The 24,156-nt window shown below is 66.8% G+C and carries 21 protein-coding genes, 1 tRNA gene and 1 pseudogene; 14 read left to right on the top strand and 9 right to left on the bottom strand.

Going from position 1 to position 24,156, the window contains the following annotated elements:
• Positions 1-37 precede the first annotated feature (37 nt).
• On the bottom strand, positions 38-262 hold the full coding sequence (locus tag ACJ73U_RS00930) for a hypothetical protein (RefSeq protein WP_407775542.1): 225 nt from the start codon (positions 260-262) through the stop codon (positions 38-40).
• Between the two features lie 360 nt (positions 263-622).
• On the opposite strand from ACJ73U_RS00930, the gene ACJ73U_RS00925 reads away from it, so the two are divergent.
• On the top strand, positions 623-3,577 hold the full coding sequence (locus ACJ73U_RS00925; RefSeq protein WP_407775541.1) for a S8 family peptidase: 2,955 nt from the start codon (positions 623-625) through the stop codon (positions 3,575-3,577).
• Here ACJ73U_RS00925 and ACJ73U_RS00920 read toward each other — a convergent pair.
• From ACJ73U_RS00920 to ACJ73U_RS00900, 5 genes are all read right to left on the bottom strand, one after another.
• A complete protein-coding gene (locus tag ACJ73U_RS00920; protein ID WP_407775540.1) occupies positions 3,552-3,965 on the bottom strand; it encodes a hypothetical protein in 414 nt (137 codons plus the stop codon). The two genes, ACJ73U_RS00925 and ACJ73U_RS00920, sit on opposite strands and share 26 nt — an antisense overlap.
• 171 nt (positions 3,966-4,136) lie before the next feature.
• A complete protein-coding gene (locus tag ACJ73U_RS00915) occupies positions 4,137-4,283 on the bottom strand; it encodes a hypothetical protein (RefSeq protein ID WP_407775539.1) in 147 nt (48 codons plus the stop codon).
• The gene (locus tag ACJ73U_RS00910; protein ID WP_407775538.1) at positions 4,268-4,822 is read right to left on the bottom strand and encodes a hypothetical protein; all 555 of its coding nucleotides are present in this window, start codon (positions 4,820-4,822) and stop codon (positions 4,268-4,270) included. Before ACJ73U_RS00910 ends, ACJ73U_RS00915 begins: the two co-directional genes overlap by 16 nt.
• On the bottom strand, positions 4,806-5,291 hold the full coding sequence (locus ACJ73U_RS00905) for a hypothetical protein (RefSeq protein WP_407775537.1): 486 nt from the start codon (positions 5,289-5,291) through the stop codon (positions 4,806-4,808). The genes ACJ73U_RS00910 and ACJ73U_RS00905 overlap by 17 nt, the downstream gene beginning before the upstream one ends.
• A gap of 12 nt (positions 5,292-5,303) precedes the next feature.
• A complete protein-coding gene (locus ACJ73U_RS00900; RefSeq protein WP_407775536.1) occupies positions 5,304-5,933 on the bottom strand; it encodes a hypothetical protein in 630 nt (209 codons plus the stop codon).
• Between the two features lie 700 nt (positions 5,934-6,633).
• Between ACJ73U_RS00900 and ACJ73U_RS00895 the strand changes: the two genes are divergently transcribed.
• The 10 genes and pseudogenes from ACJ73U_RS00895 (at position 6,634) to ACJ73U_RS00850 (ending at position 17,556) form a co-directional block, all read left to right on the top strand.
• Positions 6,634-6,724 (top strand) — tRNA-Sec (locus ACJ73U_RS00895).
• 82 nt (positions 6,725-6,806) lie between these two features.
• Positions 6,807-7,133: pseudogene (locus ACJ73U_RS00890) on the top strand (L-seryl-tRNA(Sec) selenium transferase); the annotation flags it as partial.
• A gap of 115 nt (positions 7,134-7,248) precedes the next feature.
• Positions 7,249-7,623 (top strand): XF1762 family protein, encoded by a 375-nt coding sequence (locus ACJ73U_RS00885; RefSeq protein ID WP_407775535.1) that lies wholly within the window; start codon positions 7,249-7,251, stop codon positions 7,621-7,623.
• A gap of 40 nt (positions 7,624-7,663) precedes the next feature.
• Positions 7,664-7,939 carry an alpha/beta hydrolase gene (locus tag ACJ73U_RS00880; protein ID WP_407775534.1) on the top strand — a complete coding sequence of 92 codons (276 nt, stop codon included), beginning with the start codon at positions 7,664-7,666 and terminating at the stop codon, positions 7,937-7,939.
• Positions 7,940-7,997: 58 nt separating this feature from the next.
• Entirely contained in the window at positions 7,998-9,086 is a 1,089-nt protein-coding gene (locus tag ACJ73U_RS00875; protein ID WP_407775533.1) for a hypothetical protein, read from the top strand.
• A 318-nt stretch (positions 9,087-9,404) separates the two neighbouring features.
• The gene (locus tag ACJ73U_RS00870) at positions 9,405-11,246 is read left to right on the top strand and encodes a toll/interleukin-1 receptor domain-containing protein (RefSeq protein WP_407775532.1); all 1,842 of its coding nucleotides are present in this window, start codon (positions 9,405-9,407) and stop codon (positions 11,244-11,246) included.
• Complete coding sequence (locus ACJ73U_RS00865) at positions 11,246-14,071, top strand: tetratricopeptide repeat protein (protein ID WP_407775531.1); 2,826 nt, start codon at positions 11,246-11,248, stop codon at positions 14,069-14,071. Before ACJ73U_RS00870 ends, ACJ73U_RS00865 begins: the two co-directional genes overlap by 1 nt.
• 87 nt (positions 14,072-14,158) lie before the next feature.
• Positions 14,159-15,571: a radical SAM protein gene (locus ACJ73U_RS00860; protein ID WP_407775530.1), complete on the top strand. Its 1,413-nt coding sequence runs from the start codon at positions 14,159-14,161 to the stop codon at positions 15,569-15,571.
• Between the two features lie 90 nt (positions 15,572-15,661).
• Positions 15,662-16,174 (top strand): hypothetical protein, encoded by a 513-nt coding sequence (locus ACJ73U_RS00855; RefSeq protein WP_407775529.1) that lies wholly within the window; start codon positions 15,662-15,664, stop codon positions 16,172-16,174.
• Positions 16,175-17,007: 833 nt separating this feature from the next.
• Positions 17,008-17,556 carry a tyrosine-type recombinase/integrase gene (locus ACJ73U_RS00850; protein ID WP_407775528.1) on the top strand — a complete coding sequence of 183 codons (549 nt, stop codon included), beginning with the start codon at positions 17,008-17,010 and terminating at the stop codon, positions 17,554-17,556.
• Positions 17,557-17,668: 112 nt separating this feature from the next.
• Here the strand turns inward: ACJ73U_RS00850 and ACJ73U_RS00845 are convergent, their stop codons facing one another.
• Positions 17,669-20,503, bottom strand: a complete 2,835-nt coding sequence (locus ACJ73U_RS00845; RefSeq protein WP_407775527.1) for a BTAD domain-containing putative transcriptional regulator — start codon at positions 20,501-20,503, stop codon at positions 17,669-17,671.
• A gap of 84 nt (positions 20,504-20,587) precedes the next feature.
• Between ACJ73U_RS00845 and ACJ73U_RS00840 the strand changes: the two genes are divergently transcribed.
• Positions 20,588-20,875 carry a toll/interleukin-1 receptor domain-containing protein gene (locus ACJ73U_RS00840; protein WP_407775552.1) on the top strand — a complete coding sequence of 96 codons (288 nt, stop codon included), beginning with the start codon at positions 20,588-20,590 and terminating at the stop codon, positions 20,873-20,875.
• A gap of 423 nt (positions 20,876-21,298) precedes the next feature.
• Here the strand turns inward: ACJ73U_RS00840 and ACJ73U_RS00835 are convergent, their stop codons facing one another.
• Both ACJ73U_RS00835 and ACJ73U_RS00830 read right to left on the bottom strand, forming a co-directional pair.
• Positions 21,299-21,748 (bottom strand): transposase, encoded by a 450-nt coding sequence (locus ACJ73U_RS00835; protein WP_407775551.1) that lies wholly within the window; start codon positions 21,746-21,748, stop codon positions 21,299-21,301.
• Positions 21,749-22,029: 281 nt separating this feature from the next.
• Positions 22,030-22,410, bottom strand: coding sequence for a hypothetical protein (locus ACJ73U_RS00830; protein WP_407775526.1), 381 nt, complete (start codon positions 22,408-22,410; stop codon positions 22,030-22,032).
• 306 nt (positions 22,411-22,716) lie between these two features.
• Here ACJ73U_RS00830 and ACJ73U_RS00825 point away from each other — a divergent pair, with 306 nt between their 5' ends.
• A complete protein-coding gene (locus ACJ73U_RS00825) occupies positions 22,717-23,712 on the top strand; it encodes an AraC family transcriptional regulator (RefSeq protein ID WP_407775525.1) in 996 nt (331 codons plus the stop codon).
• 150 nt (positions 23,713-23,862) lie between these two features.
• Positions 23,863-24,048: a hypothetical protein gene (locus ACJ73U_RS00820; protein WP_407775524.1), complete on the top strand. Its 186-nt coding sequence runs from the start codon at positions 23,863-23,865 to the stop codon at positions 24,046-24,048.
• Positions 24,049-24,156: the final 108 nt, after the last annotated feature.

Below are 24,156 nucleotides of genomic sequence, written 5' to 3'. Positions count from 1 at the left end.
CGCACGCCGTAATCGCCGCGGCGGACGCCGTTCTCCATCAACTGTTCCCCCCGACCGACAGACCGTGCTGATCGGTGAGGACATCGGAAATAGTCGACGCCAAACCGACATGTGCGCAGTACGCCGAGATGATCAGCATCGGTGCTACCGAGCTTGATCGCCCGGGTGTCAAATTATAGATCCGCTTGCGCAGGCTGTCCGCCGCCGGGCTGGCGCCGAGCGACTTCGCGTTGAGCCAGCCCTCGGTGTCCTTCTTCCACATCCGCCTGAGAGCTTGATCCCATATCACGGACATCCCGATAATGGATACGCTTGATGTGATGCTAGCGATGAGTGGAGCATGCGCATGGTATCCAAACTGAGGATTGTTCTGGTCACAGTGTCAATTGTGGTGCCGGCCGCGGGGGGTTCCGCTGTGGCTGCGCCGGTCACGGGCGGTGTTGCGGTCGGCGGAACGGCCATCACACTGGTCACAGGCGACCGAGTTCGGTTGTTGGCCAAACCGGACGGTGAGGCGATATTAGGGATCGAGCCAGCGCCCGGTCGGGAGAATGTCGGTTTCGTCCGCGAATCCCGAGCTGACGGTGATCTCACCGTGGTACCCACGGACGCCGTCTCGTTGATGGAACAGGGACGCCTCGACCCGAGGTTGTTCGACGTGTCGGAGCTGGTTCGGCTGGGGTATACCGACGCGCACGCGATGCTGCCGTTGATTGTGTCCTATCGCCATTCCGCGGCGGCCGCGGGTGCGGCGGCAGCGACGACAACTGTTCGCGAACTGCCGAGTATCAACGGTACCGCCGTGGTGCGGGACAGGGCGCGGGCGGGTGAGTTCTGGCACTGGATGACCAGCTCGTCCGAGGTGGAGAAGGTCTGGCTGGACGGTGTCGCGAAGCCACGGCTGGACGTCAGTGTGCCGCAGATCGGCGCCCCGGCCGCGTGGCGGTTGGGTCTCACCGGCGCCGGCGTGACGGTCGGCGTGCTGGACTCCGGGATCAAGGCGGATCATCCCGACCTCGCGGGCAAGGTCGTCGAGGCGAAGGATTTCACCGGTACCCAGCCCGATGCGCGTGACGACGTCGGCCACGGCACGCATGTCGCCGGGATCATCGCCGGGACCGGTGCGGCGTCGGGCGGCCGATACCGTGGCGTGGCGCCGGACGCGAAACTGATCAGCGGCAAGGTGTGCGTGAGCTTCGGCTGCCCGGAGTCCTCGGTCATCGCCGGTATGGAGTGGATCGCGCCCAAGGTGCGTGTGGTCAATGTCAGCCTGGGCGGCGAGTCGACCGACGGCACCGATCCGATGAGCCAGGCGGTGAACAACCTGACGGCGCGGTTCGGGACCTTGTTCGTGGCCGCTGGGAGCAACGACCGGTCCATCGACTTCCCCGACCCGATCAACTCGGTGTCCGCACCCGCCGTCGCCGATGCGGCGCTCGCCGTCGGCAGCGTGTCCACACAGGACACTACGAGCCCGTTCTCGGGTCCAGGTCCTCGGATCGGTGATTACGCGGTGAAGCCGGATATCGCCGCGCCCGGTGAGAGCATCGTGTCAGCGCGGGCGCCGGGAACGCCGGCCGGTGACGAGAACCCGGTCGACGCGAACTACACCGTGCTGTCCGGCACGTCGATGGCGACGCCGCACGTGGCCGGCGCCGCGGCGATTCTCCTTCAGCAGCACCCTGACTGGACGGCCGACCGGCTCAAGCCGACGCTGATGAGCACCGCCAAGCCCACCGCGGGAGTGTTCGAGCAGGGCGCGGGCCGGGTGGACGTCGCCCGCGCGGTGACCCAGCGGGTGTCGGCCACCGGCGGCAGTGTCAACTACGGATTCCTCTCCTGGCCACACAACACGCCGGTATCCAGAACGGTCGGCTACCGCAACGACAGTGACTCCGCCGTGACCCTCCGGCTGGCCACGCCCGACGGGTTCACCGCTCCTGGCCAGGTGGTAGTGCCCCCGCGCGGGGCCGCGCAGGTGACCGTCTCGGTCAACCCGGCCGGCGGGCCCACCGGCCTGCAGGGTGGACGGTTGACCGCCACGGCGGGCGATGTCGTCGTGCAAACGGCACTGTCGGCGTTCATCGAGCCGGAAAGCTACAACCTGACCGTGCACCTCGTCAGCCGCGCGAGCCAGACTTCGTCGGTCATCCGGGCGGTCAACACGGAAACCGGTCAGGCGTACGAAATCAGGGACGGCCTGGTGCGGTTGCCCAAGGGCCGCTACGACATCAATGCCCTCGACATCGCCCCGGACTCCTCGGCCACCCTGCTGTCCAGGCCGAACCTGACGCTTGATGCCGACGCCACAGTGACGTTCGACGCCAGGACCGGACGGCCGGTTGCCGCGACGGTGGACCGACCGAACGCCCGGTTCCAGATCGGCGAGCTGGGCATCTACTCGGCGACCGCCTCCGGTGATCGCGGCTCCTCGCTGAGCTACGTCGCTCCACAGGACGCCAAGTTGTACGCGGTCCCGACCACGGGCCGGGTCGCCGACCACACGTACGCGTTCAGCTTCCGGGCCACGCTGGGACCCGTGTCGCCTGCGAGCGGAGCGGGGGATTTCGTCTACCAGCTGGCATTCCTCGAACGGGGACGGATTCCGGCCGATACCAGCTATCACCCGCGAGACCGCGAGCTGGCCCGAGTCGACGCCACCTACCACGGACAGGGTGCGCCCGGCACCGGCGTGCGCGCCGACTACGCCCGGTTCCCCATCCCGGCCGGCATCGGCCTCTACTCGACCACGTACACCTACCCGTTGCCGGCCAGGAGAACCGAGTTCTACACCGCGAACCCCGACGTCACCTGGGAGGAGTTCCTCGCCGTCGCGCCGACGGACCTCTCCGACGCCGAGACCTACATCTCCCGGCTGTCCTACCGACGCGGCAAATACCGGGTCGGGTGGAACCGAGCACCGATGGGACCGGCGTTCGGCCAGGCACAGGACGGTTTCGGCGTGGTCCGCAGCGGCACGACGCTACAGTTCGTGCTCTCGCCACTGTCCGGCAACGACCCGAACCAGGTCACCATTCCACCGGCCGGACTCACCGGAACGACCAGGCTTCTCAAGGATGGCACAGAGATCGGCACGAGCCCGGTCCCAGGTGTCGGCGAGTTCACCGTCCCGGACGCACCGGGCGCCTACACGGTGCGGGTCAGCGCCGACCGGCAGGTGCCGTGGTCGGTCGTGTCCACCCATGCCGACCTCGAGTGGACGTTCCACGACACGGTCGCCCAGGGCACCCCGCTGCCGCTGCTGGTCGTACGGACGATCGGTTCGGTGGACGGGCAAAGCAGGGCGCCAGCCGGCCGACCGTTCCCGTTGCGCCTCAAGGCACAGCACCAGCCCGGCCTGCCGGCGGTTCGGCTGAGCGCACTGCACGTCGAGGCGTCCGGTGACGACGGCCGCACCTGGACGGCCACACCGACGGTCAGCGGCGGGGACACCGGGCTCGCGGTGGTGCGGAACCCGGCCACCCCCGGCTTCGTGTCGCTGCGGATCACCGCGCGGGACGTCGACGGGAACTCCGTCAGCCAGACCGTGATCAGGGCATACCAGACCACACGGTGACGGCCAGGAGCGAGACCATGAAGGCGGCGCCGGTCAGCCCGGCCAGTGTGCGCGCATGGTCTCGCCACTCCTGATACCAGCTGTCAGTGTCGCCACCGCCGACGAAACGCAGACTGGACAGTGCCATCAGCGCACGGCCGAGCCCGAAACCCGCACCGGCACACAAAGCCAGCGGCCACGACGCGGTCATGGCGACCATCACGGCCCCGACGTAGGGCAGACCGCTGGGGAGATACGTGCGCGCCCCGGTGCCCATCTCCAGCCCGAACTGTAGCGGTCCGAGATGGCGACCGAGCCGGAACACCGTCTCCGGCACCAACCGGCGGTTCTCCGGAAGCGTGAACGACAGCACGCCGAACTGGCGCAGCAGCACCGCGATCAGCACCATGCCGACCACCGCCCAACGGGCGACCGGCGGCAGTGGCGCCCGGACCAACGAACCGATGACGACCAGCGCCGTCGCCGTGACCATGCCACCGGCGAGGAGACCGACGACAAACGCCAGGAATGGTGAACCTCGCCAGACCGGCGAGCTCAGCACGAGGGCCGAGTTGCGGCTTCAAGTCGAGCCGCTCGTGGCGAAGCCCGCCGCGGCGCCCATCATCAGCCACAGCGCCGGCGCCAACCCGGTGACGGCCGCCGCGCCGGCTGTCACGACGAACACGGCCGCGAGCGTCAGTGGATGCCAGATCAGCCGGAGCGGCATATGGTGAGGTAGGTCTGGCCGGACAACGGGCCGTTCCAATAGGTCGTCATGCCGTCGGAGCAGCGGTAGGTGTGCCCGTCTGGAGTGGTCCACTTCCAGGCGTTCTTGGTGGTTGTCTCGCCGCAGGCCACCGAGATCGGCGTGTGGTCCGCCTGGATCGAGCCATAGGTCCAGGTGCCGTACTTGTGCCACCCGGCCTCGCAGTACGTGCTGCCTCGCCAGCTACCGCCGAAGCACGCCGCGTAGGTGTTGACGTACTCGCCCGTCGTGTCGCCGAGTTCCTGGTAGCCAGACGGGTAAGCGTCGTGGCAGTCGGTGCGGTCCCAGCCCTGCAGGCCGAACGGCCCCACCTCCGCCTGCGCCTTTCGGCCGCGCACCAACGACAACGCCAGCGCACCGATGGTCACGGCGCCGAGCGCCGCCGCCCGCAGCACGGCCCTGCGGTTACCGGTCACGGTCAAGTTGGACAGCGCGGCCGTGGGTTCGGCGCCGGGCGGCGTGACGTCTGCGTCCGGGATCTGGTCAAACGTCAGCGACATCCGCACTCCATTCCGCCACCATTTCGTCCACTTCGGACATTCGGGTGAGCAGCACGAGCTTGCCGGCCTGGCCGGTGCCGTCGACCCGCATCAGCATCGGTGGCGCCAAATGGGAGATCGCGCGCCAGGACTCCCGATCACGCACGACGTCCAACCCAGCCGCGAGCCCTTCCCAGGCCGCGACGTCCTCATGCGTCAGCAGCGTCGCGCCCGGCGCACGCCGGCTCAACCGCTCGGTCGCCTCCACACACAGGGGGCACCCGGTATCCGCCGCGAGAACGATCCTCGTGCGGCCGTCGGCGAAGCCCGGGCCCAGGGCGATCTCGGGACGTGTGGCCGAGAAGCCTTTCCCGTCGGACATCACCATGCCGCGCAGCAGGCGAACCTCCCGCATGACCGCTGCCAGCGCGCAGAACAGCACCACGATAGCCAGCCAGACCAGGACGTGATAGGCGATGATCGGCGACATGTCCACTCCCGCTCAGATGTGCCACGCGACGTCAAGTTGGGCAAGCCAGTCCAACGCGCCGGAGTCGGTGAGGTGCACCTCGGCGAGGCCGGCGGGACAACCGAGGATGAAGGAGTGCTTGTCATCCCCACCCGGGTAGGCGACCTTCCAGACCTCGCCGAACCTCGTCGGTGCACCCGCGTGCCGCGGAACAAGGGCGAGCGCCTGCCGAGGCCCGGGAATCGACACCGTGCCGCGACCCCTGACCACGACGGCGAGCTGCTCAGTCATCGTGTCCAGCAGCATCGCCGACCGCGGCCGCACGACCAGGCCACCGACATGATCGGTGATTTCCAGCGAGCCGAACAGCGCGGATATCCGGTCGCGGCCCGGCGCCGGGCCGGCGTACACGGTCATCAGCTCGTGGTAGGTCCCGATCAGCGTCGCGACCGACGACTGCAGATCATTCGCCTCAGCCACCACGACTTCCCGTCCGTGCACCAGAAACCGGTCACGGGTGGCCGCCGGCGCCACATGAGTGCAGGCGAACTCGTGATAACCCCGAGGGCCGATCTGGAACCCGGTGCCGTAGGAGCCGCCTACGAACCGCACTCCCGCCGCCACACTCGAAACCGGCATGTCCGCGGGAAGTGCGACGGTCACCCGACCCCCGCTCGGCGCCACCAACGCCAACCGTTGTAAGACCATGCGGCGCCTTTCCGTCGGAGCAGCTGCCGACCGTAACATCGGAACACACCGAAGCCGTTTGTTCAAGTATGTGACTTTGCGCATTGGCGTGACGGCGTGGTGCTGCCCACCAACCTCAGGGCGACGCGCTGCGCACACGCACGCGGGTCCGCGTCCGCCAACAGGTCGAAAACGGCGTTCAGCATTTGATTCGTGCCTACGAACTAGCGACCGCCGCGATCGACATGGCAGGAACTGGCCAGACGAGCACACGCCACTTCAGAGCGTCCCATCCCTGTGGTGATTCCGCCGGGGCACGAAGACATGGCCAACATCAGCATCTGGCCGACTGACTCTCGAAGACACCTTACGGCCACAGCCCAAAAGAGCACGAGCCAGATTCACGCGGCTGTGTTGATATTACGGGCCGTCGTTTGGGGTGCGGGTGCCCGCGGCCCGGGGCAGCGTGGGCACGGCAGTCGGTATTTCGCGATCGATCTGTGGTTGCAGACCCGGCAGACATTCAGCGTTTCGACCAATAGAACATGTCCTGGCTGCCGTGTCCGCACCGCGGCCACCGGATCGAGGTGTTCGGTGCGGGCGGTGGACAGTCCGTGACCGACACGCTCACTCGCGTCGTCGGCACGCCGGTGCCGCTTCTCGGCCAGGTTCCACTGGATATCCGACTTGGTGCTCCTCCCGGTCTTCAAAACCGGTGTGGCCCGGCATCCGGGCCAGGTGGGTTCGATCCCCGTCCGCCTCCGCCACAGCGACGGCAAAGGCGCGAGTCGATGGAACGTGGCGTGAGCGAGAAGGACCGGCGTCGGCGACGTCCCGCGCACCGACGCTGTGCTCGCGGACCCTCGGCTGGTGGTCGCGACCTCGGTCCTGGGCCGGGCGACCGTGAAGAGCGCGGTCACGATGGCGCAGGAGCGGGCTGGGCGCGGTGGCTGGCTCGACGCGCTGGCCGCCGCCGTGCCGGACGCCGGGGCGGTGCACGTGGTCAACAACGGCGCGGCGGCGCTGGTGCTGGCCGCCACCGCGCTGGCGGCGGCCCGGCAGATCGTGGTGAGCCGAGGCGAGCTGATCGAGATCGGCGACGGGTTCCGGCTGCCGGACCTGCTCCAGGCCACTGGCGCGCGGCTGTGCGAGGCCGGTACGACGAACCGCACCGCACCGCACTGCGCGACCACGAGCTTTGCATTGTCCTGGCACTGGAACCTGATTGCCAAGTTCCCGGCGCGGCAGGCTGATCGCTCCGACCGGTGGCTGGCGTCCTGCGGGTAGCCGCATGAGCAGACGACACGCACAGCGGAACCAATTGCGGATCGTGCCGGTCACCGTCGAAGTCACCCGCACTTGCACGCTTGGCGATCCCGGTGCCAACTCGATGCTGTACGGCGCTGCCTGGCGTGCCGCCCGCGCTCTCGGCTATCACCGCATGATCACCTACACCCATCATGACGAAAGCGTCAGTCCTCGCGCTGCAGGAATGATTCCCGTCGCGGAACTGCCGGCCCGTCCAGGATGGACTACGCCAAGCCGACCTCGTGCCGACCGCAGGACCGGCGGCATCGCCCGCACGGGGTGGGAGATCCGCACCCACGAGTTCACGGTCAGCGCCTTGCCCCAGCTGCTGCTGGACGGCGGAGTGGAGGCCGCGTGAACCCGATGCTTTCAGCCCAGCTGCGAACGACGATAAGAAAGTGGTACAGCGGCTCTACGCCAATGAGCTCGCCCGGCGCGGCTACGTCACCCTCGCCTTCGACCCGTCCTTCACCGGGGAGAGCGGCGGCAGCGTGCGCGACGTGGCCTCACCGGACATCTACACCGAGGACTACAGCGCCGCCGTCGACTTCCTCGGCCTGCAGAAGATCATCGACCTCGAGCGGATCGGCGCGATGGCCGTTTGCGGCCTGAGCGGCATGGCGCTCAGGCCGCGGCCGCGGACAGCCGCATCAAGGCGGTCGTCACGGCCTTGATGTACGACATATCGCACAGCATGTCCCGCGGCCACCAGGAGTCGCCACCGGCGACAACGTGGACAATGTCCAGCACAACGAGCTGCGGTGGTACATCGACCTGCTCGACGGGCGGCGGGTGCGGCCGGACTCCGGTGACCTGACACGGTACGAGGGCGTCCCCGACGACGCCGCCTACGACGTCCGCTACTGGCACCCGAACGGCACTCCGGCGGGGCAGGCCGACGATCTGCCGCGTGCCCGGTTCGGGTTCCCTGTCGTGCCCGGTCTGCTCGACGCGGCGCGGCGTCCGTTCCGCGCCGCCGGCCTGGACATGCCGTGGCTCACCGCGTACGGCAACCACGACGGTCTGATCCAGGGCAACCTGCCGGCGATTCCCGAGTTGGCGCCGTTGGCGGTCGGCAACCGCAAGATCGTCGGCCTGCCGCCGGGGACCGACATCATCACGCTCGCCCAGCAGCTGCAGACGCTCGACCCCCGTGGTCTCGCGACCTTGTTGTCCGGCCCGGCGCGCACCGTCACGCCCGTCGCGGACCGGCGGTTCGTCAGCCGCGCCGAGACCATCCGCGAACACTTCACCACGACGTCCTCGCCGAAGAGACACGGTTTCGGGCGCTGGAACCTGGCGACCGGCAACGCCTACTACGCGTTCGACCAGGGCGTGGTGCGTGGCATCGTGCTCGACACGGTCAACCCCAACGGGTGGTTCGGAGGGCTCGATCGACGCCGCGGAGTACGCCTGGCTCGAGCGCGAGCTGACCGTGGGCAGCAGCGCACCCGGCCGCCGATGCCGCGACCGGCTCTTCGTCGTGTTCAGCCACCACACCATCGGCTCGATGGACAACGTCGTGGGCAAACCGGCCGGGTCGACGGCGCCGGCGTCCGTGACCTGCTGCTGCGCTTCCCGAACGTCGTGCTGTGGGTGAACGGCCACACCCACCGCAACACGGTGATTCCGCACCGCGCGGCTGGCGGCGGCGGTTTCTGGGAGGTCAACACCGCGGCACACATCGACTGTCCGCAGCAGTCCCGAGTCCTCGAGCTGGTGGACAACGAGGACGGCCGTCGAGGCGCGGTCGCGGACCGAAACGTGGAGTTGCTCGTTCCGTCTCCTTTCCGTGTCGGCGCGGCCAACGCCGCCGGTTAGGAAAGGACGAGGAAGCGCGGGTGGATGCCGGGTTCGCTCCTCTAACCCGCCTCGATCAACGACTACGCCCGGACGTGCCTGCACTGGCCTGAGAACCTGATGTCGCGTCTAGTCACGTTACGTCACTGATTCTGCGCTGACTACCAGACTGGCGGTGGGGCGATAAGTGACAATGAGTTGTCAACTTCTCGTGGTTCGTTGGTTCGATCTCGACCTGATGACTACGCTGTCACAGCGGTAACGCTCGTTCGGGTCCTTGCGATCAACGGACTGCGCGGCTACCAGCACAAGTCGCCAGCGGTTCCTGGAGGTGGACGGTTGCGGCCTCGCGTCTTCCTCAGCTACTCGGCCCAGGACGCAGGCGATATCGCCGACCGTGTCGAGCAGTCCCTGACGAGGCGCGGCGCGGCCGTGTACCGATTCCAGAACCCTCAGCACAGCGGCGCGCGTTTCATACGGCAGATACCGCGCGAGATCGAGGCAGCGGACTACTTCGTGGCGCTGATGTCGCCCGCCGCGGAGACGTCCGAGACATGCCAGGAAGAACGCGAGGTAGCCGTTCACGTACGGCAGTTTCAAGATCGGGACTTCATCTACGTGTTCAAGGTCGGCGAGGTGACCCCTTCGGGGTGGCTGAGGACGCAGGAATGGATCGACCTGACGCCTCCCGTTGACGACGCGCGGTTGGAAACGGCGTTGGACGCTCTGCCGCTGACGCCCATGCCACCACCCGAGGCCACTCCACAGAATCGCTTCCGCAACCGGGACGACGAGCTGAGGCACATCGGCGAAGCGTTGACGACAAGTGGTGACAACGACTTCTGGGTCGTGCTCTCCGGGCCCAAGCTGGGCAAGTCGTGGTTTCTCAGGAAGGTCAAGGACAGATTCGAGACGTCGACCGGCGGCGGAACGAGCCTGGTCGACCTCCGCACCCTCGAAATCGATGTTCGGTACTCGGCCGTGCGGCTGTTGTGCCTGCTGCTGGACGTCGAAGAGCCTTCCGGTGAGCTCTCGGACGTCGAGATGAACCGGATCGTCGGCGCGGTGGCCAAAAGGAACAAACCGCAGCTTTCGCTGCTGGACAGTGCCGAGCTGATGGATCCGGAGACGGCCACCGAACTTCGCCTGCTGATCGACGGCGTGCACCGGCGCGTCGGCGAGACACCGTTCGGCGACACCAGGTTGAGCGTCGTCGTCGGCACCCGGCGCGAGGACGAGTGGCTGGGATATCGCGTCAAGGACACCACGGTTCGGCCGTTCAGGACGGTGAGCCTGACCGAGTTCGGGACATCGGTCGTCCGGAAGGCACTCGTGGACACCGGGCTCACGTTCGACAGCACGAAACTGACCGTGTGGACGGATGCCCTTCACCACATGACGGCCGGACTTCCGGCGCTCATCGTCGGCGCGCTCGACTGGGCCGCCGAGTTCGGGTACGCAAGCGTCGAGGCGAGCGCCAGCGACGACACCTTCGACTCCGTCGTGAAGCCCTACATCGAGAAGGACCTGCTGTCGATCGCCACGCTCATTCCGGAGGGCGGGGAGAAACTCAGCCGGCAGCACAAGGCGATACTCGCCGCGTTCCGGGTTATCGCGCCCTACCGCATCATCACCAAGTCGCACATCAAATACCACCTCGAGCGGGACGAACAGTTCGAGGCCGACCTCGCCGAATCCGGCTGGTCGAACCACCGCGACCTGTGGCGGGCAATCGAGAAGTCGGCGCTGACCAAACCCGGGAAAAGCCCGTGGCTGTCGCAGTACCCGGCCATTCGTCAGCTGCTCTACCGGTACTTCTACCGGCAGAACACGGACCGGCGCGCGACGCACGACAACGCGCTCGTCTTCTACAAGCAGTGGGGCGGGGGCAACCCGGCGGGTATGGAGCAGGGACACATTCTCGTCGAGTGCGTGTGGCACGCGGCTATGACGTTGTGCTGTGATGACAGGGCGGACATCGGCACGAGCCTGCCCGACCTCGCCAGCGAGCTCGCCGCGCGGTTGATCAGACCCGCCATGTACGAACCGTCCGAATGGCGCGACTATGTACGCACGCTGCTGAGCGACGACAAGGAGCTGCTGCGGCTGACCGAGCCCTACGACGGCCTGTTCGACAAGGTGCTTTGCCGGGTCTGCGACACGATCGGCGGGGGTGACTAGTGCCTGGTAGTGGCTATATTCCGCGTCAGGTTGAGCAGCGTGTCCTCCAGTACGTGGACGAGGTGCGCCGAAGCGGTTCGACCATGGCGATCCTGCTGTACGGCGCGGGCGGCGTCGGTAAGACCCGGATGCTGCGCGACCTGGCCAGCCGGGACATCGGCGACAACGTGCGGTGGGTCGAGCCGATCGACGTCGACGACTCCGAGTACTGGGTGATCGAGAACCTGCAGCGGCGCGTCGCGCGGGTGCTCGACCCGGAAGACCGGCACTTCAGGCGGTTCCACGAGTACCTGTCCCGCCTTCCCGGCAGTAGCGGGCAGACGAGCCGTGAGACGATCGCCAGTCACCACCGGCGGCTGCGGGAGGAGTTCGTCCGCTGCTACCGCCAGTTCATCGAGGAAACCGACAGCACAGTGGTGATCGCACTCGACACCGTGGAGGTGATCCGCGACTCCAACTTCCTGGTCACACTGTCCCAGTGGATGCCGAGGATGCCGCGGACCCTGTTCGTGCTGTCCGGGCGGCCGGCCGAAGCCGACGACCCCATCACGCGGCTGCTCAACGACGAGGACGCGCGGCACTGGGTCGAGCGAATCGAGATGCCCGGGTTCACCGTGGCGGAGACCCAGGACTTCCTGGCGCAGAGCGTGCTTGGTGGTCATCTCGACGAGGAGATCATCGACGGGCTGGTGGCGCTGACCGAAGGCCATCCGCTGTGGCTCGAGCTCGCGGTCGACTACCTGTGCAACGAGGACGTGCCCCCGGAGCTCGACGAGGGGCCGCCGTATCCGAAGCACCGCCGCGAGGAGTTCCGCCGGCGACTGGTCTCTCCTTTCCGCCGCACCGACTTCTGGTCCGAGGCGGTGAACCGGCTCGCGGTCGTCCGGCACAACGTGAACCAGGAGATCTGGACCGATCTCATGGACGACTGCCCACTGCCCGAGGGAGTCACCTGGGACGAGGCGTGGACGACCCTGTGCGCACACCCGTGGATCCGGTCCAGGGCCAACGGCGCGGACGTCACCCTGCACGACGCCCTGGCGCAGGAACTCACGCTGCGGCTCATCCCCCTGCACGACCAGGACGAGACGTGGCGGGCGATGCTCTGGCGGAAGGCCGCCCGGATCTTCCACGAAGCGACCGCGCATTACCAGGAAGTACTGGACGCCATCGATGCCGTCCCGCACGACAACGACGCCGAGGACAGCGCCACGGCGTTGCAGCAGCTGGCCAGGCTGGACATCGCCAAGCGCAGGCTCGACCAACTGCGCGTCGCGCGGTTGCACTACCTGCTGCTCTCCGACTTCGCCGAGGGCGTCAACGAGTTCACGACCATGTTCGCGCGGGCGGACCAGCGAAACGACCTGCACTTCATGGAGCTCGCCTACCACGAGATCCACGCGTTCCTGCCGAGGATCGGCACCGGGCGGCTGTCGATCGACGCCATCGGGGTCGTGGTCGACCGCTTCCGTTCCTGGCTGACCGAGAGGCCGAGCGAATGGCTCACCATCGGGTTGGACCTGGTCCGCTTCCTCGTGGACGACTCCCGACCCCGGCCCGCGATACACCTGCTCGACAACCTGCCGTCGGGGGACGATCTCGAGACCATCTACCGGCTCGAGAAGATGCGTGGGAACGCGTTCATGCGCATCCAGGGCGAGGTCGTGCCGGCCGGCGCCTGTTTCCACCGCGCGTTGGACAGCGCTCAGCTGCTCGGCTCGGTCCGCCTCGTCGCTGAAGCGCACAAGGAACTCGGCTTCTACAAACGAAACCTGGGTAAATGGGGCGAGGCGGACGGGCACTACTGCGACGCCGAGGACGCCATCCGGGGACTTGTCGTCCCCGGCGCGTTGGCGGACGACCGAGCCGAGCTGGCGTCCATCCAGACCAACTGGTCCTACCTGAAGGCACTGCGCGGCGACTACGACCGGGCGAGGAGCCTGGTCGAGACGGCGCTGGAGGTTCGAAGGAAGCTGAACCGGCCGCTCGGCATGGCGATCTCCCTGAGCACCGCGGGCGAGGTGAACCGCTACGCCCGCGACTTCAGCCAGGCCTGGGAGTGTTACGGGCGGGCAGAGGAAGGGTTTTCGCGGCTGCGTAACCAGCCCTGGCTCGGGTTGATCTACCAGGAGCAGGCCATCTGCCTGTTCCAGGCGCACCAGGCCGATGTCGAGCTGCATCCGGACCAGTTCGAGCGGGCGAAGCTCCTCGTCGTCCAGGCCGTCGACATCTGCAGGGAGCGGGCGGTGCGCTCGTACCCGTCCGCGCTCAACCGCGCCGGACGCATCCTCGGCGTCGAGAACCCCGACCACGGGCTGGAGTTCCTGGAGCAGGCCATCAGCCAGGCCGAGGCCATCGCCGACGGATGGTTCCTGTCGGCAAGCCTCATCGAACTACTCGAGCTGAGCTACACGCAGTGGGCTGTCACCCAGGAGTCGCGGTATCGGGAAAAGATCACCGACTGGGCGCCGAAGGTGGAGGAGGCCATCCGCACCTACGAGTTCGCCGACCTCGAGCCACGGTGGCGGCTGGTGCAGAACCACCTCGCCATGCATGACGTGCTGGCCAGGAACGACTATCCGGGCGCGGTGCCCCTGATCGGCGAGTTCGCGGCGGCGCTGGCCGCGCTGGCGCACGACCACGTCGGCTCACATGGTGTGGCCGCGCTCGACTCGGAGTTCTCGCGACTGGCGGAGTGGTTCCAGCGGGCGCCGTTGGAGGTGCGGCGAGAGTGGGATCGCCAACTGCGCAACGCATGGACCACCGAGCCCCCTGACCAGGCGACCGCGCTTATCCTGCTTGACCGGCTGTCACTTCTCTACTGACCCACCCCCGGTGGGGCCAGATGAATCCCACCGTGGGAGGCTTTTGCGATGATGTCGACAGGCTGGCGTCGCGGTGCTCTGTCGAGCATGGACATTCCTGACTCCCAGGAACCGCTGGTGCATGCCTGTGAGGACTGCGCCTGCGCGGTGAGTGGCTCCCGGGCGCGGCGGACGGCCCCGGTGGAGATCGGCGACCAGCCATTCGTACTGGCTTCCGGTCTGGTCGACCTTCCGGTCGATGACGAGTACAGCCTGCTGTTCAACCCGCACGGCAACGGCCAAGTGGTGGTGCTCGACGGTGTCGGGCGTGCTGTAGCGGCCGGTTTCGCCACTCCTACCAGGGTTTCCGCGGCGACGGCCGAGGATGTCCAGCGACTCGTCGCGGCGGGCATCGTGCACCCGGTCGACCGGCCGCCCACTCAGGATTTCCAGCGCGACCCGACCCTCACGGCGTGGCTCCACGTCACCAACAAGTGCAACCTGCGCTGTCCTTACTGCTATGTCCACAAGTCCGACGACTCGATGAGCCAGGACGTCGCGGAGCGGTCGGTGGACGCATTGGTCGCCTCGGCCGTGCGCAACGGGTTCGAGTCGTTGCGGTTGAAATACGCGGGTGGGGAGGCGAGCCTCAACGCCGATGTGCTCGTCGACCTGCACGACTACGCGCTGCGGCGGTGTGCCGCCGAAGGCCTGGGGCTTTCCGCGGTATTGCTGAGCAACGGCGTCGCGCTCCACGACCGACTCGTTGATGCGTTGCGAGCACGCGAGATCGGCGTGATGGTGTCGCTGGACGGCCTCGGCGCCGGCCACGACGCGCAACGCCCCACGCTGGGCGGCCGCCCGTCGTCCGCGATGGTGATCAGGACGATCGACCGGCTCGTCGCGGCCGGGGTAGCCCCGCACCTCTCGATCACGATCACCGGCCGCAACACCACCGATGTCGCCGACGTCGTCCGGTTCGCGGTCGACCGAGGGCTCACGTTCAGCCTGAACTTCTTCCGGGACAACGACTGCGCGGCGACGTTCGACGACCTGCAGTACGAGCAGCGCGCGATGATCGACGGGCTCGCCGACGCCTTCCGCGTGATCGAGCAGACGTTGCCGCCGTGGAGCGTGCTGGGGTCCGTGCTCGACCGTGGACAACTGCTCATGCCGAGGCAACGTCCGTGCGGGGTGGCGGATGACTACGTCGTCATTGACCAGAATGGTCGGATCGCGCAGTGCCACATGGACATCGAGACAGTCGTGGGCGATATCCGCACGACCGACCCGGTGTCGGCCGTTCGCGGCGGGGGCATCAAGAACCTGTTGGTCGATGACAAGGATGGTTGCCGGGAGTGCTCGTGGAGCCAGTGGTGTGCGGGTGGGTGTCCGCTGGCCACACATCGCGCAACGGGCCGCTTCGACGTTCGGTCACCGAACTGCGCCATCTACAAGGCGATCTATCCACAGGCGCTGCGCCTGGAAGGGCTCCGGATTCTCAAGTACGCGGTCACCTGATGAGGGGGCGTGATGGGTCCAGTCACGCATCTCGGGTGTGCCCAGGGGCAGGCCAGGGCATGATGCGGCCGTGGCCATGGAGGGCATGACATGACCGACGACATAAGCAGCAGGCTCTGGAACGCCGACGTGAGCGCCGCGACGTACACCGCCGCCGGCGAGAAGTACCAGAACGCCATACTCGAGCAGTACAAGCTGTACGTGGAGATGGCGGATCGGGTCAGTGCCCGTCGCACGATCGCCAACACCTTCTTCCTGACCCTCAACACGTCGATCTTCACCGTCATCGGGGTGGTGTGGTCGGCGAACCCGGTCGCCACGCCGTGGTGGCTCGTCATCCCGCTCGCGGCCCTGCTGGGGGAATGCTCGGCGTGGTTCTACCTGGTCCGGTCGTACCGCCAGTTGAACACGGCCAAATACCAGGTCGTGGGCGCGCTGGAAGAACGCCTTCCGGCGTCGCCGTACTCGAATGCGGAATGGACAGCGCTCGGCGAGGGCCGGGACAGGTCGAAGTACTGGCCACTGACACATTTGGAGCAGTGGGTGCCGCTCCTGTTCGGTTCGATGTATGTGGCCGGGTTCGTGGTCGCCATCGTCGCCTGAACGGTGTGGCGTGACAGCGCCATGTCCGGACGCACCCGACTGGCGGAGTCCGAACGCGGACGAGTTGGACGGCGATCACCGGTGCGGGAGGCTTCGTCGAGAACACGTTCGGGTCACGCTGAGAACGACATGGACGTTTTGGAACCTTGTTACCGGCCGCTTCGTGCTTGAGACTCTCGCTACCGAACTATGTCCGAGGCTGAAACAAAGCCACAGGATCCCTTCCACACGTTGACCAGGTACCACTCATCGTTCAGCAACACTCCTTGAACTCGTGGAATGGAGACGCCGGTATCTTCGCCCGACTATCGCCTGCGCGGAGGCCCGTCGCCGGCTCGGCATCGCCGTCGCGGTCCTCGGCGCCGAGGAGCCGTTCCACGAACAGGACATCCGAGCGTTGCCGCACAGCACCCGCACGATCGGCGCCGGCTGGTTGCTCGAGTTTCTTGGAGGACCGCGGACTGTTGACCATGAACACGGCGCCGAGGATCGAATGGGGACCAGCGGCGAGTCACTGAACTCCTCAACGACGTGCCAGAGCATGTCAGGGCGTGGGTGGCCGCGCTGCGCGGCGGAGGGATCCGTCGGTCACCGCCACTGCGGTGGGTTTCCGTGCGCAACTACGTAAACTTCGCGCTCCCGACGTTATGTCACTGGGCCGCCCACTACGCCTCACTGCGCGAGATCACCCCCGACGACATCAGAGAAGCGATCTACGCCCGGACAGGCGGTTCCCGCAGGCAGGTTCAAACCGCGTTGCGGTCGCTGTTCCGCAGGTCAAACGCGAACGCCGGATCTTCGCCAACCCGGCCGCAGCAGTGTCGGTCCGTCTCGTGAGGTTCCCCATCGTTCCTCGGGCACCGCGATCGTTACCGTCCGATCGGCTTCGCGGGCTGCTGCAACGCCTGGACACGCCTCGCGATCAGCTGATCACCGTTTTGGTCGCCGTTCATGCACTCGGGATCAGCGACATGCGGGGGCTGCAGGTAGACGACCTGGACCGTCGACACGGCACCCTGCGTGTGGCCCGCCAGAGCCGAGAGTTCCTGATAATTCTCGACGAGCTGGTCCTGCAGATGGTCACCAATTGGTTGCGCGTACGCGCGACACGCTGGCCCGCGACGAACAACCCGCATCTCCTGATCTCCGGGCACACCGCCCACCACCGTGGCCCGATGAGCCGCTGTGGCCTGGAGGCGTCGTTCCGCAGGCTCGGTATCACCCCGAACCAACTGCGGACCGACCGCATCCTCGACGAAGCCCGCCACAGCGCCGATCCCGTGCAGTTGATCCGTGTATTTGGCCTGGGCATCACCAGCGCGATCCGCTATGTCCGAGCCGCGCACCCCGAACGGTTCACCCCGAATCTCGCCAGCCCGTGAACCGTCACGCTGACCCCGTTGGCCCAGGATGTCCGTTCTCCTTGAGGGCACTGGGAGTTGCTGTCTGCTGAGCTGGGTGCGCCGGGGGATGACGGGTAAGAAGGTGTCTGGGCTATGTGCCGGGTTTGGTGTCTTGGGGTGGTTGGCTGTCGATGTTGTCGAGTTGGTGTTGTACGCGGGTGGCGTCGTCGTTGCGGCCTTGTTCCTGGTACAGCGTCCGGGCTTTTCTCCATACCGTGCGGGCTTGTCCGGTCTGTTTGAGGGCGGCGTGGGGGTGGCCGAGTGCGTCGAGGGTGTCGGCGATGTCGTAGGTGTTGCCGTGGTAGCGGTAAAGGGATAGGGCGTGGTGATAGCGGTTGATGGCTTGCTGGTGGTGGCCGTTGTGGTGGTCTATGTAGGCGAGGCTTTCTAAGGTGGTCGCCTCGCCGGTGGGGTTGTCGTGGTGTCGGTACATGGTGAGGGCGGCTTGGCAGTGGTCTCGGGCTGTGTCGTAGTCGCCTAGACGGGCAGCGCACCAGCCCACCGCGCCGAGCGCGTCGGCTTCCCATACGGGCCGGTCGCGGCCGCGTAAAAGGTCCAGGGCGCGGCGGGCGTGTGCTAGGGCCTGTCGGCCGTCGCCGCGCTGCTCCCAGGTCCACGCGAGCGCCTGATGAGTTTGGGCTTGGTGAGTGGGGTTGTGGTGGTGTTCGGCGAGGGTGAGGGCTTGGTCCAGGTGAGTGATGGCGTTCTCGTGGCGGCCCTGTTCGGCGTAGGCGAGGCCGAGGTAGCGGTGGGCGTGGATGCTGGTGGTGGGGTCGGGAAGGTGGACAGCGGCGTCGACGGCGGCTTGCCATACGGTGAGCCGGTCGTGGTGGTGTCCTCGCTGGTAGTGGAAGGTGTGCAGGCTCCAGGCCAGCCACCAGACGGTGGAGTGCCAGTGGTGGGTGCTGGCGGTGTGTTGGGCGGCGAGCAGGGAGGCGTGCTCGGTGTCGAACCAGGCCAGCGCCGTCGGGATGTCGTGCAGCGGGTGGAGATGGACACCGGGCGCGGGCGAGTCGAGTGGTGTGGGGTCGCGGTGGAGGTCCAGGAGCGCAGCGGCGGCGCGCGCTGTGTGGGTGTAGAAGTCGACGACCCGCCGCAGCGCTGTCTCCTGTACCTCGGTAGGTAGGTAGTCGACGATGGTGATGGCGTAGGCGCGGACTAGGTCGTGCATGGCGTAGCGGCCGCTGGGGGTGCGGTTGATGAGGGAGGCGTCGGTCAGCGCCCGCAGTACGGCGTGCGTCTTCCTTTCGGGCAGGCCGGTGAGCGCGGCGGCGGCGGGCAGGCCGGTATCGGGGCCGGGGGCGATGCCCAGCAGGGCGAATACCTCACGTTGCTCGTCGCTGAGGTGGTGCAGGGACCAGAACAGCACTGCGGGCAGGCTGGCGGTGGGTTCCTGTGAGTCCAGGGCGTCCAACCCGAGGGTGCGGAGTTCGGCGGCGATATCGGCCAGGGATAGGTGGGGGTCGGCGGCGGCGTGGGCGGCGATCAGCCCCAGCGCGAGGGGGAATCCGCCGCACAAGTCGATGAGCTCCGCGACGGCCGGTTGTTCGGCGGTGACGCGGTCGGGGCCGAGGGTGGCCGCCAGCAGGGCATGGGTCTCGGCGTCGGTGAGCACGTCCAGGTGTATTGGCCGGGCGCCGTGGCGGGCGATGAGCCCCCGGAGCTGGTTGCGGCTGGTCACCAGGACCGTGCAATGGTGGCCGCCGGGCAGCAGGGGGGTGACTTGGTCGGTGGTGGCTGCGTTGTCCAACACCACGAGCATCTGTTTGTCCGCGATGAGGCTTCGATACAGCTCGGCGCGGCGGTCCGGGTCGGTGGGCTGGCGGTCCCGGTCGACGCCGAGGGCGTCGAGGAACCCGCCGAGCACGTCGGCTGGGCGCACCGGCCGTCCTGTGGGGCTGAAGCCGCGCAGGTCGACGAACAGTTGCCCATCGGGAAACCGGTCCAGGTTGCGGTGCGCCCAGGTCAACGCCAGCCAGGTCTTGCCGATCCCCCCGGTGCCCCCGATTGCCGAGATCAGCATCATCGTCCAAGCCGGCATTTCCTCGCCCGCGGACGGAGTGCCGTCCTCGGACAGTCCGCTGGTGGGCAGAGTGGTGTCGAGTCTGTCGAACTCGTCGTGGCGGCCGACGAACCATGCGGGCGCTGCGGGCAGTTGCCGAGGAATCGCCACCGGCTGGGTCGCCGTGCCTGCAGGTGTGTGGAGCAGGTTGGGGTCGACGGTCAGGATTTGCTGGTGCAGGTTCTGTAAGGCGGCGCCGGGGTCGGTGCCGAGTTCCTCAATGAGACGTTCTCGGAGTTGCCGGTAGTGGTCCAGGGCGTCGGCTGAGCGTCCGGCGCGGTGCAGCGCCAGCATGTACTGGCCAGCGACGCGCTCGTCCAGCGGATGCTGCCCGGCTCGTGCGGACAGTGGCGCCACCAACTCGTCGCCGAGGCCGATAGCGAGCTGGGCGTCGACCAGATCGTGCTCGGCAGCCCAGCGTTCCTGCAGCCAGCGGCTACGCTCGCCTTCCACCCACTCCCCGCTCAGCCCGGACAACGGTTGCCCGTGCCACAACGCCAGCGCGTCGGTCAGTAACGCCACTCTGCGCGTGTCATCTCCAGCGCCACGGGCTCGGTCACGCAGTGCATGGAACCGGAGCAGGTCTACCGCTTGATCCGCCTGGTCTATTTCGAGGGCGTAGCCGTCGGAGCGGTGCACGATTGCCACCGCGCCCGCGAACGTGCCTCGTAACCGAGAGACATAAGTTTGCAGCGTTGCTCGTCCTCGCCGCGGTGGATCAGCACCCCACACCCGACCCACCAACCGATCCGCCGGCACCAGCCGGCCGGCATCCACCGCCAACGCCGCCAGCACACACCGTTGCCGCGGTGTTCCCAGGTCCACCAGCCGCTGGTCGAATTGAGCAGTGACCTCACCCAGCAAAGTTATCTTTACCGACATCCCCGTCTCCCCAGGTGTGACGTCGCCTGCAGGACACAGATAGCGCTCTGACCAGAGAAATACAGGATTCTGGCGAGAGATTCACACGAACGGTCGAGCATCCTCGCAGTCGTCCGCCGCATCCGTGACCGCCTTGAGCAAAACAAGATCAGCTGCTGGTTTGATGAGGAAGAGATGCCAGCGGGCTACTCAGCGCGACGCAGGATGGAGGAAGGGCTGCTGAGCAGCCGCTATCTCCTCGTCTGTGCGAGCTCAAACCTACCGTCCGCACCGTGGGCAAACCAAGAGATCGACGCAGTTCTTCAGTTGGACGTCGAGAACCAGACCGAACCGAAGGTCCTGTACTCAAGCTGAACGGAGACAGTGTGGAAACCTCAATCCCGCCGCTGCTCCGTGGGAAGAGATGGCTGGAGTACCAACGCCCAGGTGACTTCGATCATCTGGTTGAGATCCTGAAATAGGGAGATCAATAATCGTCACGAGCACGCAGTTCTAAGTTGGGGAGTCTGGAGGCGCCAGATGGTAGCGTCTGGGCGATAAAGCTGTCCGGGGTGAGGGACGCTCCGCGACCTCATCCCCACCCCGCTTCGCGACCAGCCGCACCAATTTGCGAACTAACCAGGCTCAAGCCGGTGAACGGCGCAATCCACTCCGGCCTCGACGCTGCGATCACCTGCGCCACAAACAACATGATCAACTATCAGCACTCCGGGCCTGCGCCCGGGTTACGAGACATCGCTTAGCTTGACTCTGTCGGTGATCTTGCTCGTGTCGGGGTCAGCTGCTGACGGCCCGCCAGGACTTTAGTCGAGGGATCTCGTGCTGGTCCAGGAAGTCCTGGAAGGCGGTCGATGGTCGGGGCGGGTTTGTTTCGCCGGATGATGGTAGGCCGCTGCGGCGTTCGATGTTCACGGCGATCGCCGTGAAGACATGCTGCAGGTGGGCCTTGGGCTGTCCCCGGTAGCGGCACCGACGCATGCCGTGTCCGTGGGCGAACTCAGTCAGGTGACTGCTGCTCGGCGCGGACGCGGAGTTGCAGGTCGCGGAGTTCTCGCGGAGGAAAGCCCACGTTCCGGGCGCCGTCACGGGAGGTGGTGCACTGGCCGCGGACCGGGCAGGGCTGGCACTGGTAGGACGGTCCGGTTCGGCGGGGCCGATCCAGCCGGCGTTGGCCTGGGGATGGTGTAGCCGAGGTGTTGGAGGCTGTAGGGGATGTTCATGGCGCATCAGCACAGTCACCCGCTGTCACCTGGGGCATTACCGCGGAGCCGAGTCGATGGTCACTCAGCACTTCTCGGTATTGGAAAGGTCATGAATCCAGGATCGTCCGAAGTCCGTATGGGCGTATCCGGAGACGCAGGTGCTCGCTGCGGAGATAGGCGCCGCAGGACGGGCGGGGTTGTCGATTCTCCGGGTGCGGTTGTGGTGTGCCCGGTGGACCGAAGACGAACGTGATCGAGTGCTGGTGGCCGGGCCGCCAGTGGGGAGTGGGTGCCTCCGGTGAGACGTTACGATGTCCATAGTCGCATCGTGGTGCGTAGGACTAGGCGTGGCGCGGCGGGGTCGCTCGGCGCTGGCAGGGTGAGCAGCCCGTTGACCACGTCGGGCAAGTTGCCTGTGTGCTCCCACACGACACCGCGGGACCGGTCGCACCGTAATCCGGCCGCGTCGGTGGTGTATCGCAGCACTATGGTATCCATCCACTCGTCTGGCCATACACGCAGGCCACGTACCTCGATCAGTTCGTCACCGGACGAGACGGGTATAAACTGCCAGCCCGCTCGGACCAGGTCGATCAGCCGGCGCAGCTCGGGGAACTCAGCGAACGCCGTCCGCGATTCGAGTGGCACGTCGCCGAACTCCTCATTGATGTCCGAGAATCGGTTCATGCGTTCACCTGTTTAGACCACGGCGGCACTGCGGGCGCCGAAATGTTGACGGAGACCACCGTAGTGGTCGAAATTTTCATGCCCGGTACTCTCGTCAACGATTTTCCGAAACAGGTCGACAGTGGAGATAAATTCCTGTTTGGGCAGTCCCGGAGGCTGACACGGGACACGGAAGACTCCTCCATTGCTGTTCGTCATTGGCGGGCCAGGCGACCCCAGTGTGCTGGAGAACGCTGCTGGTGTCTAAGTTACTGTTCGCATATTGACCCGCGAGCTGCGTTCTATGGACATCACAGCGGAGATGCGATGGCGAATTTGCCCACGTCGATGACGACCGGCAGCGGGCGGTTGCCCGAGGTGCTGGTGCGCAGTCGGGATGTCGACGAGGCGCGTGAGGTGGGTACCCGCGTCCTGCATCCGCACCGGCTCACGGTGGTCGGTGACGTGGCGCGGTTCGGCATGACGTTGCATCTGGTCGCGGCCGGGTCGCTGGACATCGGTTGGCTCCGGTATGAGACCGAGACGTGTATCGCGAGCTCGCATCCGGGTCACTACCAGGTCAACGTCCCGCTGGCGGGGACGATGGTGGCCACGAGTTGCGGTCAGGAGGTACTGGCCGACGCCGGCACGGCGACCGTCTACAACCCCGACCGGCCGGCCGCCTTTACCGTGCCGGGGCCGGTCCTGGCCCTGCGGATCTCACGGCGGGAGCTCGAACATCAGCTCGAACGATTGCTGGATCGGCCGTTGCGGCGTCCGCCCCAGCTCGCTCTCGGTATGAATGTCGCCTCTGGTCGGGGGGCGCAGTGGCTGGCGTTGGTCCAGGCCATGGCCAGGGACCTGGCCGACGACAACGCCCTGATCCGCCAGCCGATGGTGGCCGCACCGTTCGCCCACGCTGTCCTCAGTGGACTGCTGGTGACGGCGACGCACACGCACCAGGACGAGCTGATCGCGCCGGTCGCGGCTATCGGGCAGGCGACCGTGCGCACGGCGCGGGCCTACATCGAGGCCAACGCGCACCAGCCGCTCACGGTCGCAGACATCGCGAGGGCCAGTGGGGTCGGCGTCCGCGGCCTACAGCTGGGGTTTCAGCGCGCACTGGGCATGTCACCGATGCGGTACCTCCGCCGGGTTCGGCTCCAGCAGGCGCATCGCGAACTGAGGATGGCCGACCCGGCCACGACGTCCGTCGGTGACGTGGCGACCCGGTGGGGGTTCCGCCACCACGGCCGGTTCGCCGCAGAGTACCGGCAGCACTACGGAGTCACACCTTCCGAAACCCTCCGGCACCACCGATGACGAACGACCAGAGCTGACTAAATCATGCCGGCAGCTGGTGACGTCCAACCAGGTCTGAGTCGCCGCCGGAAAGGCTTGTTTCGCGTGTCGCGTTCTCGACAGGTGAAACACGGTCGCCGAGCGAGAGATCGCCGAGCTGGTCAGGCCACGGTGGAGACCTACGTCGAGAGCATCCTGTTGAAGCTCGGCTTCACGTTCGCGACCCGATCGGCCCAGCTGTTGTTCGTGTATCCGGGTGTGGGGTCGCCGACGCCGACCGACAAGCTGTCGCCGACCACGCCGAATCGTCGCCATAGAGCATCGAACAGCAATGCCGCGGCGGTTACCTCAGCTTGACTCTGTCGGTGATCTTGCTCGTGTCGGAGTCAGGTGCTGACGGCTCGCCAGGATTTCAGTCGGGGGATCTCGTGCTGGTCCAGGAAGTCTTGGAAGGCGGTGGGTAGT

Source organism: Actinophytocola sp. (genome assembly GCF_045807065.1).
Lineage (GTDB): Bacteria > Actinomycetota > Actinomycetes > Mycobacteriales > Pseudonocardiaceae > Actinophytocola.
The sequence above is the reverse complement of the archived record's forward strand: the minus strand, read 5'-3'. Positions and strand labels throughout refer to the sequence as shown.